This window comes from Amycolatopsis sp. NPDC041971 (assembly GCF_055588925.1).
On record NZ_JBVJCE010000010.1, the window covers coordinates 69,863 to 82,903 of the forward strand.

General features: G+C 67.5%; 13 protein-coding genes. 5 read left to right on the forward strand and 8 right to left on the reverse strand.

Annotated features, from left to right (window positions below; translation table 11 throughout):
- Window positions 1-54: 54 nt before the first annotated feature.
- From ACZ6DT_RS20530 to ACZ6DT_RS20550, 5 genes are all read right to left on the reverse strand, one after another.
- On the reverse strand, window positions 55-678 hold the full coding sequence (locus tag ACZ6DT_RS20530) for a hypothetical protein (RefSeq protein ID WP_465597366.1): 624 nt from the start codon (window positions 676-678) through the stop codon (window positions 55-57).
- 102 nt (window positions 679-780) lie between these two features.
- Complete coding sequence (locus ACZ6DT_RS20535; protein WP_465597369.1) at window positions 781-909, reverse strand: hypothetical protein; 129 nt, start codon at window positions 907-909, stop codon at window positions 781-783.
- A 101-nt stretch (window positions 910-1,010) separates the two neighbouring features.
- The gene (locus ACZ6DT_RS20540; protein ID WP_465597372.1) at window positions 1,011-1,667 is read right to left on the reverse strand and encodes a response regulator; all 657 of its coding nucleotides are present in this window, start codon (window positions 1,665-1,667) and stop codon (window positions 1,011-1,013) included.
- Entirely contained in the window at window positions 1,646-2,716 is a 1,071-nt protein-coding gene (locus tag ACZ6DT_RS20545) for a histidine kinase (protein WP_465597375.1), read from the reverse strand. The genes ACZ6DT_RS20540 and ACZ6DT_RS20545 overlap by 22 nt, the downstream gene beginning before the upstream one ends.
- Window positions 2,709-3,812, reverse strand: coding sequence for a sensor histidine kinase (locus tag ACZ6DT_RS20550; RefSeq protein ID WP_465597378.1), 1,104 nt, complete (start codon window positions 3,810-3,812; stop codon window positions 2,709-2,711). The genes ACZ6DT_RS20545 and ACZ6DT_RS20550 overlap by 8 nt, the downstream gene beginning before the upstream one ends.
- Window positions 3,813-4,099: 287 nt before the next feature.
- Between ACZ6DT_RS20550 and ACZ6DT_RS20555 the strand changes: the two genes are divergently transcribed.
- Window positions 4,100-5,536 carry a choice-of-anchor A family protein gene (locus ACZ6DT_RS20555; protein WP_465597381.1) on the forward strand — a complete coding sequence of 479 codons (1,437 nt, stop codon included), beginning with the start codon at window positions 4,100-4,102 and terminating at the stop codon, window positions 5,534-5,536.
- Here the strand turns inward: ACZ6DT_RS20555 and ACZ6DT_RS20560 are convergent.
- Both ACZ6DT_RS20560 and ACZ6DT_RS20565 read right to left on the reverse strand, forming a co-directional pair.
- Complete coding sequence (locus ACZ6DT_RS20560) at window positions 5,533-6,012, reverse strand: DUF2268 domain-containing putative Zn-dependent protease (RefSeq protein ID WP_465597384.1); 480 nt, start codon at window positions 6,010-6,012, stop codon at window positions 5,533-5,535. The two genes, ACZ6DT_RS20555 and ACZ6DT_RS20560, sit on opposite strands and share 4 nt — an antisense overlap.
- Window positions 5,978-6,169 carry a hypothetical protein gene (locus ACZ6DT_RS20565; RefSeq protein ID WP_465597387.1) on the reverse strand — a complete coding sequence of 64 codons (192 nt, stop codon included), beginning with the start codon at window positions 6,167-6,169 and terminating at the stop codon, window positions 5,978-5,980. Before ACZ6DT_RS20565 ends, ACZ6DT_RS20560 begins: the two co-directional genes overlap by 35 nt.
- A gap of 405 nt (window positions 6,170-6,574) precedes the next feature.
- Here ACZ6DT_RS20565 and ACZ6DT_RS20570 point away from each other — a divergent pair, with 405 nt between their 5' ends.
- Window positions 6,575-7,546: a hypothetical protein gene (locus tag ACZ6DT_RS20570; protein WP_465597390.1), complete on the forward strand. Its 972-nt coding sequence runs from the start codon at window positions 6,575-6,577 to the stop codon at window positions 7,544-7,546.
- A 2-nt stretch (window positions 7,547-7,548) separates the two neighbouring features.
- Here the strand turns inward: ACZ6DT_RS20570 and ACZ6DT_RS20575 are convergent, their stop codons facing one another.
- Complete coding sequence (locus ACZ6DT_RS20575) at window positions 7,549-9,822, reverse strand: hypothetical protein (protein ID WP_465597393.1); 2,274 nt, start codon at window positions 9,820-9,822, stop codon at window positions 7,549-7,551.
- 298 nt (window positions 9,823-10,120) lie between these two features.
- Here ACZ6DT_RS20575 and ACZ6DT_RS20580 point away from each other — a divergent pair, with 298 nt between their 5' ends.
- From ACZ6DT_RS20580 to ACZ6DT_RS20590, 3 genes are read left to right on the forward strand one after another with little or no spacing between them, the layout of a single operon-like run.
- Entirely contained in the window at window positions 10,121-10,450 is a 330-nt protein-coding gene (locus ACZ6DT_RS20580; protein ID WP_465597396.1) for a hypothetical protein, read from the forward strand.
- On the forward strand, window positions 10,450-11,475 hold the full coding sequence (locus tag ACZ6DT_RS20585) for a hypothetical protein (protein ID WP_465597399.1): 1,026 nt from the start codon (window positions 10,450-10,452) through the stop codon (window positions 11,473-11,475). Before ACZ6DT_RS20580 ends, ACZ6DT_RS20585 begins: the two co-directional genes overlap by 1 nt.
- The gene (locus ACZ6DT_RS20590) at window positions 11,472-13,025 is read left to right on the forward strand and encodes a hypothetical protein (protein WP_465597402.1); all 1,554 of its coding nucleotides are present in this window, start codon (window positions 11,472-11,474) and stop codon (window positions 13,023-13,025) included. Before ACZ6DT_RS20585 ends, ACZ6DT_RS20590 begins: the two co-directional genes overlap by 4 nt.
- The last annotated feature ends 16 nt before the right edge of the window (window positions 13,026-13,041 follow it).

A 13,041-nucleotide genomic window follows, 5' to 3' on the forward strand; every position in this document is an offset into this window, starting at 1 on the left:
TCGAGAGCCGCCTTCAATCGGCGTTCGACTCGCGATCGAACGCCGAGACGGGGCTTACTTCTTCCAGACGATCGGGTCGTCCTTGTACCCGTCACCGTCGCTGTAGGTCGCGCCGCCGATCTCGCCGCCGTCCCTGATGGCCTGGAGTTCGCAGGTCTCGTAAGTCGCGCCGACGGTCTTGAAGTCCTTCTTCGCCGCCTCGGACTGGCAGTTCGGGGTCTCGCCGGTGATGATCACGCCGGTGCTCTTGTTGTTCGGGCCGACCGCGCGCAGCCGCACCGTGCTGTAGGTGAGGTCCGTGCCGCCGACGTTCTCCACCGTCATCCGGATGTACACCGGCGTCATGCCCTTGGCCTTTTCGCCGTAGGAGGCGAGGTCTTCTTTCGGGCCCAACTCGATGGACTTCACGGTGATCGCGATGGTGCCGGTCTTGTCGGTGCCGTATTTGAACGGGACGACGGCACGGTCGCCGACCTTCAGTTCGCTGCCGGGAACGGTGGCGTCCGCGTTCGAGACCGGGACGGTGCCGCTGGTCGCGGGCGAGGACGCCGCGGCCGAAGTCGGCGCGGGCGACGGGGCGGGGACGGGGCTGCCCGACTTCTCTTGGCCGCCGCAGGCGGAAAGCAGCAGCACGGCGGCGCAACCGGTGGCGGACAGGGCGATGCGGTCGAACTTCATGGATCTCCTCGGACTCCCCGCCGAATCCTGCTCCGGCGTTCTCGCCACGCACCGTAGTCGACGCGGGAGCAGGACGGTGTGGGCCATTCGCACCACGAACGATCACGAAAAGGCTGCGCCGATCGGCCCGACGCGGAGAGTGATCACTTCCTCGGTGTCGCAGGTCTCGTAGGTCGCGCCCGTGAGCCCGCTGCCGGGCGCCATGGTGCCGTCGGCTCGGACGGTCTTCATGGATCTCCTCGGACTCCCGCCGAACCTGAACCGGCGTGCTTATCACGCACCGTAGTCGCAAACCGACGGTGGCGGTTGCGGCCCGTTCGCACCACAGCCGATCACAAATCGCTTACGCCGATCAGCCCGTCCTGGATGGCCCGCGCGACGAGCGCGGCCTTGGTGGGGGCGTCCCGGCCGATCTGGGCGTACTTGACCCGGATTCGCTCGAGATGGGAGTTCACCGTGTTCGGGGAGATCCCCAGCCGGTGCGCGACGAAATCCTTCGACTCGGACTGGAACCACTCGATGAGCACTTCGGTCTCGCGCGCGGAGAGGGCGGGGCGCCGTTCGGAGCGGTCCCCGGCCAGCGCGCCCGCCAGCGACGGCGGCGTGTAGGACCGGTCGGCCGCCGCCGCGCGCACGGCTTCGAGGAGGTGATCGGCGCCCTCGGCCTTGGTGAGATAGCTGAGCGCGCCGAGTTCGAGGCATTGCAGGACGGTCTCGTCGTCGGCCCGCATCGAGTAGACGACGACGCGACGGCCCGTCTCGGTGAGCCGTCGCAGATCGCCCATCGCCGGGGTGGTGCTGTTCAGGTGCAGGTCGAGGATGACGACGTCGGCACGCGCGCCTTCGCCGATCCAGGCGGCCCGCACGTCCTCGCCTTCGGCCACGACGGTGACCGGCGGGGTACCCGACGACAGCCAGTGCACGACCCCGGCCCGTACGGCCGGATGATCGTCGACGACCACCGCGGTCAGTTCGGTCGCGAACGCCATTTCGCCTCCATCCACGATCGTTTTCCCAGTGCGTGCCATTCGACGTCGACGGCTCCCGATCCGTTCGCCATCGCACCGGGTTCACCGTCGGTGATCGCCGCGACGCGGATCTCCTCGCCGGTCCGCAGCACGCTGACCCTGGCCTGCGACCGGGCGGCGACCAGTGCGGTCATCAGCGGACCGGTCAGTTCGCGGCGGACGGCGGTCGGGATCGGCGCCGGTTCACCGCTGACCGCCAGTGTCACCGTCAGTCCCCGCCGCTCGGCGAGATCGACGCAGGCCGAGACCTCGTGCAACAGCGGGTCGGGCACGTCGTCGTTCTCCGCGAACAGCCGCCGCAGCTGCGTGGCCGCGAGCGCGCAGCGCCGCCGGACCGCTTCGTCACGCGGGTCCAAGGTGTGGTCGGCCAGTCCGGCGAGCAGCGACAGGGTGGCGCCGAGCTGACCGGCGAACCGGCTCCGCTGGTCGGCTTCCCGTTCCTCGGCGAGTGCCTTGCGATGGGCCTGCCGACCACGTTCCGCCGAGGACTCCGCGGCCTCGTCCGCGCGCCGGTTGACGACCCTGATCAGCGCCAGCGTCGCGGCCTGGAAGGTGAGCACGCTGAGCCCGACGATCACCACGCTGCCGATCGCGCCACGATCGGCGGGCGCCGAACCGATCTGCCGGGAGAAGGTGAGCGTCATCTGGAGGACGAGCGCGCCCATCGCGAGCGCGGGACGGTCCAGCAGCAGCACCAGCAGATGCCAGCCCGCGAGGCCGGCCGCCCAATCGTCGTCGCCGAGCAGCTGATCCGGTGGCAGTGCCCGGACGGCGACCGTCGACGCGGCGAGGACGACCACCGCCCCCGCGAGCGCGACCGGCCAGGGGACCGGCTTCCAGCGCAGTACCCACCACGCCGCCACGGCGAGCACCACGGCGAGCGCCGTGAACGCGATCCGATCCGCGGTGTCGTCCAGCCGGGGCAGGCTCAGCCCGACTTGGATCGCCGCCGTCGCGAGCAGGACCGCGATCCGGCAGCCGCCGAGTACCCGGTCCGCGGTCTCACTCATGCGGCCACACCAGTTCCACCGTGGTCCCCGCGCCGGGCGCGGAGGTCACCTCGGCCCGGCCGCCCGCCGCGGCCATGCGTTCGACGAGCGAACCGCGCACCCCTCGCCGCTGCGCCGGGGTCCGCGCCGGATCGAAACCGCGGCCCTCGTCCCGGACAGTCACGCGTACCCCGCCTTCGACCGTCAGCCGGGCTTCACCGACACCGGCGTGCCGTTCGACGTTCACCAGCGCCTCACGCACGGCCCGCACCAGCGCGAGCGCGGCCGACGCCGGGATCGGCGGGACCGGCGACCAGTGCGTCTCGACCTTCACCGGGCTCTGCGCGAGCACACCTCGCAACGAGGTCTCGAGATCGACCACACTGCCGGAACCGGATTCGCCGGTGAGGATCGCGAGATCGCGGCGGGCGTAGCCGGCGACCTCGGCGGGGTCCGCCGTTTCCCCGCGCTGGGCGACCGTGAGGAAGGTGGCCGCCGCCGTGTCGTGCAGGACGGCCAGATACTCGCGTTCCCGCAGTCTTCGTTCCACGGCAAGGGATTCCTCACGCGTCAGCCGGGCCTGGCGGTCACGGAGGTGGTCGATCCGGCGCGTCGTCCGTGACAGCAGCAGGAAGGCGCCCCGGGCGAGAGTGGCCTCGAGCAGTACTCGCAGTACCACCGAAAGACCGCCCTCGAAACCGAGCGGCACCACCTCGATCGCCAGCAGGCAGGCGAGGGCGGGCACGGTGATCTTCGGCGGCCATTCCCACTGGAGGGTGATCGCGGTGACGGTGAGGACGTTCAACGCCCACTGGTTCAGCTCACCCGCTTCGGGCGCGGTCAGGAACTGGGTGCCGCAGATCGCCGCGGCGCGCACCAGTGCCAGCGCGAACGCCACCGGTCTGCCCCGGCCGGTCCTTCCCACCAGGTACTCGGCGACGGCGGTGACCAGAGCCAGCGCGAGCAGGCCGAAGGCGAGCGGGAGCGCGTCCGACGGCGTGGCGAGCACCCCGAAAACGCTGATCACCAGCAACCCGGCGCCCCTGGCCGGACCGGCGAACCGGCCGACCACCCGCAGGAACTCCGCTTCGACGGAGGTCTCACGATCGGACGGCACGGGCAGCAGTCAAGCAGACGCCCCGAGCGCCCGCAGGTCCAGTACCCGCCAGGTGAGAGCCGCTGCCGAGTCGCCGGTCTCAGAACCTGGAACGACTTTCGCGAGAATTCGCGCGGAACGAAAACCGCGCTCGCGGCGGATCGAAAGGAAGACCATCGTCCAGGTTCGCCGATCGGCGTTGCCAAACCCCACGTCCACGAAGGGGGTGGGTCACCTTCCTCGCCCGGTCGGGGGTATTTCCGGTTTCCGGTTGTGTTCGCCCGGTCGAAGGGCACAAGAATCGCCCCATGCTCGCAAGGCGATTCGCCTCCCTTTCCGCCGGTGCCGCCGCCGCGGTGTGCGTGGCCGCCCTCGTGGTGACCGACGGCGCGGTCGCCGCCCCCTTACCGGGCGGATTGGGACCGTGCGTCGGATCCGCCTGTCCGGACGAATACCCGCCGGTGAACAACAAGGATTACGCGGGCCGGGACAACGGCATCAACGTTTATGTCGGCGGTGAATTCCAGGTTCGCGAAGCGGCCGCGGAAGCCGAAGGACGAGTGGTCGTCCTCGGTGATTTCGACATGGCGAAACGAGCGGGCGCGTCCTCTGTGTACAACGTCGGCATCGCCGGTGTCGGATCACGCGTTCCGCCGCCGGACGGCGCGGACTTCCTGAGCACGGGCGGGACCGTCAGCGTCGCGAGGGGCCAGCGGTTGCTCGCCGAGGGCGGTGTCGTCCGGCACGCGGGAACCGTCACCGGAACGGTGACCGGCAAACTCGAAAAGGATCCCGACGCGGTGAAACCCTATTCGAGCCTGCGCGAGGATCTTCGGGTCGCCAGCAAGTGCTACGCGCGGGAAGGCAGCACGTCGCGACCGGTCACGGGCACGGCGACCAACCAGGGATATCGCACCCTGTTCGCCGGGGACGGCAAGTCCGCCCTGCAGGTGTTCACCGTGGACTTCGACCTGACCGGCGCCACCGGCGGCATGCAGGGGATCGAATTCGAAGGCATCCCGGCGGGGGCGACGATCCTGGTCAACATGGTGGGAGCCGCCCGGACGATCAACACCTATACCGGAGACCTGAACGACCGGGACCCACTGAACAAACTGCGGGAGCGACTGCTGTGGAACTTCCCGGACGCCACCCAGGTGAAGATCGCCGGCGGCGCCCAGTTCCAGGGAAGTGTGCTGATCGGCGAGCCGGGGAGCACCGCGACCGTCACCGCGTCCGGGATGAACGGCCGCTTCTTCACCACGGGCTCGCTCGTGCACACCTCCGAAGTCACCGGTGGGGGCGGGCAGGAGTTCCACGCCTACCCGTTCGACGGCGACCTGCCCGAATGCGGCAGCACGCCGACCACGACCCCGAGCAGCTCCACGTCTTCTTCCGCGAGTTCCACAAGCCCGACGAGCAGCAGCAGTTCGGCCGGCAGTTCCTCCGGCAGTGCCACGTCGTCGAGCCCGACGAGCAGCACCGCTACGTCTTCGAGCCCGAGCAGCAGCACGTCACCGACGACCGGCAGCTCGTCGAGCACGACCCCGGGCCCCGGGGTGAGCGTCAGCACCACGCCGGGGCAGCCGGGAGCGACCACCCCGGGCGGCGGACCGTCCGACGACGGACCGCTGGCCTCGACCGGCAGCGAGATCCGGGGACTGCTGGTCTCCGGTCTGTCCCTGCTGCTCCTCGGTGGCGCGCTGGTGGCGCTCGCGATCCGGTCGAGGCGCCGCGAGTCCTAGGCCAACGCGGTATCGATGACGTCGCGGCGGTCCACCGGCAGGGCCTCCGCGGCGGTCTGACCCGTCGCCGCCTGCACCCAGGCCGCGAAGTTCCGCATGCCGGTGATCTCCAGCCCGGAGACGACCTTCGCGAACACCGCGTCGTCGTGCAGATGCGGCACACCGATGCGGGTGTAGCCGAGTTCGTCGCCGTACAACTGGCGGGCGAAGGCGTCCGCCAGCCCTTCGGACACGATCTGCTCGCCGACGGTGACCGTCGCCGGATCCCAGATCACCCCGCCGGGGCTGTAGCGCAGGTTGTGGTTCAGCTCGTGCACCGCCGTGGCCTCCAGCCGCGCCAAATTCTCCGGATACGGCCAGAAATTGAGGTGGATGTAGCCGGAGACGCTGCCGTTCGCCGTCATCCCCAGATTCGGGCCCATGAAGTGCGCGTCGCCGGGATCACCCAGCACGGTGAGCACGGTGATGTCCGGCACCGTGAGTCCAGGCGTCGGCTTCACGGAGGGCCTCGAGCGCTTCCGAGCAGCGTTCCTCATCGCGGTCGAGCGGGAACCCGGAACTCATCGCGTGCATCGCGACGACGTCCACGTCGCCGGGGAAGTAGCGGTACATCCCGGCGGCGGGTTCGATCATCGCCTTGAGCAGCGCGGCGCGGTCCGCCCGCGGCGCGCGGGATCTTCCGCATCGCGGGGTAGGTGTCGAGAACCTTGATCGTCATGGAAGCGACGTTAAAGGCTCCAGTGGGTGGAGACTCAATCCTTTCGCGGGCCGTCCCGCGCGCCACTTCGACGCACCGGAATTCGAGAAATCAGGACAAGGTGAATCGAGTAATCCGAGTACGTACTGATCGGTCACTTTCCAGCGGCTGCCCGGGAACAGTTGCGCTCCGGCCGGTTCACCGCGAACGCTTCATGTTGGCGGCCAACGAGAACCTCGCCAGTAGGGGCGAAGAAGTCGAATGTCTTCCAGCATGATCGACTGGACAACCGCCTCCTCGACTCGCCAGGATGCAGCCACGTGACAGACAGGGGAGGTTCTGTGGACGTCAGCAAAGGCGACCTGATCAGTGAGCTGAAGATACTTCGTAAAGGTCGTGGGGTGGCAATGCCGCAGCTGGTCGAGCGGGTGGGTCCGGCCCTCCGCGCGGTATGCAAGCTCGCCACCGAGGATGGTGTGACCGAGACCCGCCGTAAGATTTCCGAGCGGCTGACGGTGCTTAGTACCCACTTACCCGACGACCTGCGGACGGTTGTCCTGGCGGCGTTCGGGCTCACCCCGGACGCGCGGATGCCGTTCTATCAGGATCGGGTACATTGGGCGGCCACCAGAATCGATCGTGACGACCGGACGGCGCGCCGCCGGATCGACGACGGCATAGCGCAACTCGCGGAATTCGCGGTCGGCGCACTGCGGTCGGACTCACGGGCGAGGCGCGTGGCACACCAGTGGCACACCGAGGAACTGCGCGTCGCGCTCGCCGTCGACAGGCCGATGCCGGAAGCCTTCGAGTTCCGACGGGTGGTGGCCGATACCGACGATCTCACCGAGCTCGATCTCGCGCTGACCGTGACCGCGCCGGATCCGTCCGGAGCGCGGGCGCGAAAGGAAGACCTGGACGTCGAGGTCTTTCATGGTGGGATACTCACCGGCAGGCGAATGGAGTCTTCCGACCGATTCGGTTTGGCGCTCAAACTGCCCATCGCGTTGAACCATGGCGACAGGCATGAGATAGCCTTACGATTTCGTGCCAGGATCGAGCCGCACTACGTATGCGTCCCTCGGCATCCTTGCGATCTCTTCGACCTTCACGTCCGGCTCGGAAAAGAGCGGGCGCCCCGTGAGGTCATCCTGCTGAACAAGGCTTTCCAGGACGACGCCCGGGATCCGATCGCCGAAGGGGCGAGCATTCCGGTGAATGAAGCGGGCGAGGTCCATGTCCGTTTCGAAAATCTTGATCCAGGGTTCGCGTACGGCGTCAAATGGAAATGGTCAGAGCCGTCGCATTCCTGATTTCAGGAAAGCCGGTCGCGGGTGACCATCAGCGATAATACCGGCTTCGGTAGCCGGACGACCCATCTCGCGGTCATCGCTTTGGCCGAAAGCCTCGCCGCCGGGTTCACCGTGCCGGCGAGGCCATGCTCGGCGGATTCTACCAGCGCGACCTCGCGGTCTCCCGTCTCCCGGCCGGACAACACCAAGGCGATGGCCAGGTCGAGGTGACTCTCGATGGTTTCGGGGTGACCGGTCCCGAGCAGCCGGATCTGTGGCTCGAGTATCGAGTCCAGGATGTCGGTCTGCTGCTCGAATTCGCGGAGCATGCCGTGCGCGATCCCCATCCCGTGCCGGGTTCGGCAGCGAAGCGGATGGTCGTCCGCCAACACTCGGACGATGTCCCGCTCGGTGGCAGCCAGCGCCGCGAGCGCACGTCTCGGTTGTCCGTGTGCGAGCAGCGCCCGATCCGCACGTACGGCCGCCGCGAGCGTCAGCGGATGGTCACGACCATGGTTTTCCTCATATGCCGTCTTGACTTCGCGGAGCGCGACCGCGGACCACTCCCAGCGTGGCGCGGCGGGTTTCAGCTCGGACAGGTCGAGTTCGAGTGCCGCGTCCGCGTGGACGGCTTGCGCCTTCGTGCAATCCGGATGCCACTCACGGCCCGCCGTCCGGTATGCGGCGACGACCTCGTCCGCGACGGCTCTGGCCTTCCACGATCGCCCGGTCAGGTGCAAGACCCGAGCCCACTCCAGTTTCGCCGTCAACACGACGTTCGCGAAATCGCCATGAGGGGCGAGGAATAGTGGTTCCAGTAGGGCGGCGGCGTCAGTGGGTCTACCGCGCAGCCGACACGCGACAGCCGTCGCCAGCACTAATCGGAAGTCTTCGTCGTCAGAGACGTCGTCGCCCGCAGAGTGGGCATGTTTCTCCCAGAACTCTTGCTCGGCTTCCGAATACCTGCCGAGCTCGTCCAACGCCTGTGCGGCGACGAGTTTCGCGCGGAGATGAACTCGCTGATCGGCCGCGGCGAGTTCGGCCGCCTTCCTGGCATGATTCACCGCTTCGGTCTGCAACCCGCAGCCGAGCTCCACCCGCGCCGCCGCGAGCAGGTCTTCCGGGCCGTCCGGGCGGATCGCCAGTATTCTCGCGCGAATTTCACCCGCTGCGGCCATATCACCGAGTGTCTCGTAGGCTTCCGCGGTCGGCCGGAGTAACCGGGCTCGGTGTGGCACCGGCCAATCCGCCACCGCTTCGGCGTGCTGGATCAGGAAGTCCGGGCGATCAGCACGGTAATGCTCCAGCCAATCGAGCAGGACCGGCTCCGCTCGGAACGCGAACCTCGCGAGCTGTGCGGGATTCTCGCGAAGCACATTGAGAGCGGCGTCATGTACTTGCCAGCCGCCGTCTGCCACGTCCGTGAAGGGCGGCATCTGCGGTTCGGTCGCCAAGCCGAGCACTTCCGAGATCAACCGCACCGGCACCGGCACCGGCGCGAGTGCCGCGGCGATGTGGAGAACCGCGAGCACCGCTGGATCGAGCCCGGCGAGTTCGTTCCGGACAGTTTGTGTCACGTCATGCGGGCGAGTGTCCAAGGATTTGACTCCGAGCCCGTCACTGATCGCCCTCGCCGCGCCGCGAAGAACCCACGGCTCACCGGAACAGCGCGCGGCGAACCGCAACACGGCTTCCCGGCCCTCCTGATCCAATGGCGCTCTCTCCGTCGAAAGCAGCTCCAGACCGTCTTCCAGCGTCAGCCCGCTGAGCTCCATGGCCGGCGGCCACCAGGCCGACTTCTGGACCCGGCTGGTCAGTACAGTCGCCACTCGTCCCGACGGGACCAGCAGCTGATCGAGCACGCTCGGCGGTAGGTCCACCGGCAGGTCGTCGATGATCAGGAGCGTCTTCTCCGCGGAAAATCGGTCCGCGGCCACTCGTCGGAGCCGGGTCAACGAAGTACCACGAACGTCGATGCCGAACTTCTCCGTCGTCACGCGTGCCAGGTCGAGATGAAACCGCGAAAGGAAATCTTCCGGCGGGTGCTGCCCGAACGGTCCCATCCAGAAGATTCCGCCGGGATAGGCGTTTTGGCGACTGCGGGCGTACTCGGCCGCGAGACTGCTCTTGCCGATCCCCTGCCGACCTGTGATCACGAGCACCGCGGGGGACGTGTCACCACACAGGACGTCGTGGATCACACGCAGTTGCGGACGCCTGCCGACGAAGCCGCACGACCAACGCACCCGGCCGGGCAGGTCGGCTTCGGCCGACGCGCTGGAATCGTTCTCGGACATCAGTGCTCGATTCCTCCGATTTTGCCTGCTCAGTGAGTCGTCGCGCGGTCGATGGCGATGTTCGTGACATCCACTCGACACTGCTCCTCACCCTGCCCTGTTTCTCCGCCGGATTCACCAGGAGCACGGAAACTTGTCCAGGTTCTGACCAAACACGTGCTCCGACGTCCAGAAATAAGGTTCCGGCGTCACGTTTGACAACTTCTGGACAAAGGCTGACCAAACCGTGATGCGGCGATCGGAGTAATCGACTATGTGGGGGCCCGGCCTGGTGACTGGAAACGGATGGTTGTCCCCGATGAACGATGAATACGCCGACTCATGGCAGGAGAAGAGGCCGCCTATGGCCCTTCTCCTGCTGGCCGTGATTTCGGTGGCAGGCTCGTACATCTTGCTCCTCTTCGGCGATTTCGGCAGCCATCTCGTGGGTTACCTGCTGGGATCGGTGGTCTGCGCCGGGTTGATCACGGTTTTCATGAAGGTCGACATGAATCGCCGTACCGCCCGGGATGTGGTGTACCTGGCGTCGACTTCGGCCCGGTTCGGCTGGTCGGCCGTACTGCTAGGCGGAATCGTCGCCTCCGGGGCACATGCCTGGTCGATCGCCACGGAACTGGCGGTGCGCTGATGACCCGCTTCACCCGTCTGATGCCGGTATTGCTGGCACTCGTCCTGACGACCTTTTCACCGGCAGGCAGCACCTCCGCGCAGAACGGCCCGTCGACCGCGTACAGCGAGGTCGCTTCGTGTTTCACGGCACGGGGGAAGCTCGCAGTGCTGGCTTTGGTCGACGAATCCAAGAGCCTCAAGAGCACCGACGTCGACGCGAATCGGGTCGACGCGCTGGTGAGCATGTTGCGAACGCTCGCGAGGTACGGCTCGACCGGTGAGGGGACGTCGAAGAAAACGATAGAAGTGCAACTCGCGGGATTCGGCACGTCATTCGCGGCGGGTCCCTGGCGCGAACTGAACCACTCGACGATCGGTGACCTCGAAGGCCAAGCCAGGGGATTCGCTGAACGCAACACGGCCAGCGACACCGACTTCGCCACGGCGCTGCTCGGAGCACAGAACGAGTTCGTCCGCAAAGACGCCGCGAGCGGAGCGCAACCGCCCTGCCGCCTCCTGCTGTTGTTCACCGACGGGATGTACGAGCTGACCACCAAGAACCTCGACCGGCCCTACAGCGGCAATGTGAACCGTACCGACCTCGATGCGATCGTCGCCCGTGGTAAGGAGTTCCTCTGTGGACCCGGACAGCTGTCCGATCAGCTTCGCGAGGCGGGCACGGCCATCGTCGCGCTCGGGCTGGCAACCCGGGAACAAGGTTTTCTGCAGTCCATCGCCGAACGGGACGCGCCGGGAACCCGCTGTGGCGACTCGAAGAGCCCACCCGGCGAGTACGTGGCCGTCGGTGGTCTCGAGGAGTTGCGCAGCGCGTTCGACTCCGCGATCGCACAGGCGCTCGGTGGCACTCCTGTCCCGGCGCCACAGCCGGTCACCGTGTGCGCACTCGCCTCACCCGCAGACGAACGCTGCGCTCAGCGCTTCACGCTCGATCAGTCCCTTCGTGAGTTTCACTTGCTGCTCAAGCTCGGCGGCCCTGGGATTGCGGTGGACGTGACTCCCCCAAGGGGAACACCGTCCGGTTGACCGACCAGCGAAGCCCGCTCACCATCGGCGGCGCCGAGCTCACCGTTTCCGCGTTGACCCCGGCGGATCTGGTCGTCGACGGGCGACTACCCGCGGCAACGCCGGAATGGGCGGGTACCTGGACCGTCCGGTTCGTCGACACCGGTGGGACCAATCCCGCGGCGATCGCGCAGTCGCAGCTCACCGTGTTCGGTGGCCTGATCCCCGTGATCGAACCCGCGACGCCCGAATTCCAGGCGGGAAAGCGCACCGATTTCCAGGTCCGGGTGACCGACACAGCGGGATCACCGCGTACGCCGGCCGATTTCGTGCGCTCCGCCACTGTTTCCGCGACGCTGACCGATCCGCAGGGTAAGTCGGCCGACATCCCGATGAGTCCAGGAGCCAAGGGTTCGTACACGGCGGCTTTCGCGATGCCCGACACCACAGTCTCCTCGGTGGCGACATTGAAAGTGACTCTCGACGTAGTGACTGCGTCCGGCCTGCGGTTGCAGCCGCGCGCCGTGACGCGGCAGGTGACGGTCAAACCTCCGTCGGCGTACCCCACTGTCACCGGCACGCTGGACCTGCCGCCGATCCTCGACAGCGGGACGACCACGGGCTCGCTGACCGTCACCGGGGGGCGTGGCGGCAATGGGTGTGTCTGGTTCACCCCCAGGTTCACGCGGACCCCGCCGAACACCGGGGCGATGACCACCCGCTTCACTCCGGACGCCACCGATCCCCAGCGTTGCGTGCGCGTCGGGCCGGGTCAGAGCACCCAGATCGGCGTCGAGGTCTCGCCGGAGAACGTGCGCAGCGGAGTCGCGCAGGGTGAGTTCACCGCGACGCTCACAGCGGACGGCGAACCCCCACGTGAACTGAACGTCCCGGTGCGGTTCCAAATGGACCGCCCGCCGGACGCGGTCACGCAGTGGGCGTTGTTCGTCCTGATCGTCGCGGGCGGCGTGCTTCTGCCGTTCGTGCTGCTGTGGCTGCTGAACCGGTGGTCCGCGCGGTTCCTCGATCCCGGACAGATTCGCCATGCCGAACGCGAGGTCGAAGTCACGAGCATCGACGTCCGTGACGCCGTGACGGCGAGACCGCTTCGAGAAGTGCTGGAAGTGCAATCGTTCAGTTACCTCGACGGTGCTCCCAGCGAGAGGTGCAAGGGGTTCGCGTCCGGCGCGTTGAGCTTCGGCCGTCGAATCCCTTTGCTGCCGTGGTCCTTGCCACACGGAACCGTCCGCGCCGGCGGTGCCGGCGTCCTCACCGCCGCGGGCGGAGGGCGGAAGAAGGCCGACTGGGGACGGGTCGGTTTCGACCTCGGCCAGACCTGGGTGCTCGTCGTCGACCAGGCCTCACCCGGCACCGATGGACCACTTCGCGCGACGTTGCACTTGTTCGTGACGGACTTCCACCTCCGGGCGAAGCTGGCGCGCCTGTTGGAAGCCGTCGAAACGGAAGTGCCGGCCGAGGTGCGCAACTCCGCGGAACGGATCCGGCTCCGGGAAACCGGTCTCGCACGGGACTCGGAACCGGAACCGGAACCGTTCATCCCGCCCAAATAACTCTCTAGGAGAACGA

What these genes read in the sequence shown, in the direction of transcription:
- ACZ6DT_RS20530 (WP_465597366.1), bottom strand. Translation starts at nt 678, where the DNA reads ATGAAGTTCGACCGCATCGCCCTGTCCGCCACCGGTTGCGCCGCCGTG.
- ACZ6DT_RS20535 (WP_465597369.1), bottom strand. Translation starts at nt 909, where the DNA reads ATGAAGACCGTCCGAGCCGACGGCACCATGGCGCCCGGCAGCGGGCTC.
- ACZ6DT_RS20540 (WP_465597372.1), bottom strand. Translation starts at nt 1,667, where the DNA reads ATGGCGTTCGCGACCGAACTGACCGCGGTGGTCGTCGACGATCATCCG.
- ACZ6DT_RS20545 (WP_465597375.1), bottom strand. Translation starts at nt 2,716, where the DNA reads ATGAGTGAGACCGCGGACCGGGTACTCGGCGGCTGCCGGATCGCGGTC.
- ACZ6DT_RS20555 (WP_465597381.1), top strand. Translation starts at nt 4,100, where the DNA reads ATGCTCGCAAGGCGATTCGCCTCCCTTTCCGCCGGTGCCGCCGCCGCG.
- ACZ6DT_RS20565 (WP_465597387.1), bottom strand. Translation starts at nt 6,169, where the DNA reads ATGATCGAACCCGCCGCCGGGATGTACCGCTACTTCCCCGGCGACGTG.
- ACZ6DT_RS20575 (WP_465597393.1), bottom strand. Translation starts at nt 9,822, where the DNA reads ATGTCCGAGAACGATTCCAGCGCGTCGGCCGAAGCCGACCTGCCCGGC.
- ACZ6DT_RS20580 (WP_465597396.1), top strand. Translation starts at nt 10,121, where the DNA reads ATGAACGATGAATACGCCGACTCATGGCAGGAGAAGAGGCCGCCTATG.
- ACZ6DT_RS20585 (WP_465597399.1), top strand. Translation starts at nt 10,450, where the DNA reads ATGACCCGCTTCACCCGTCTGATGCCGGTATTGCTGGCACTCGTCCTG.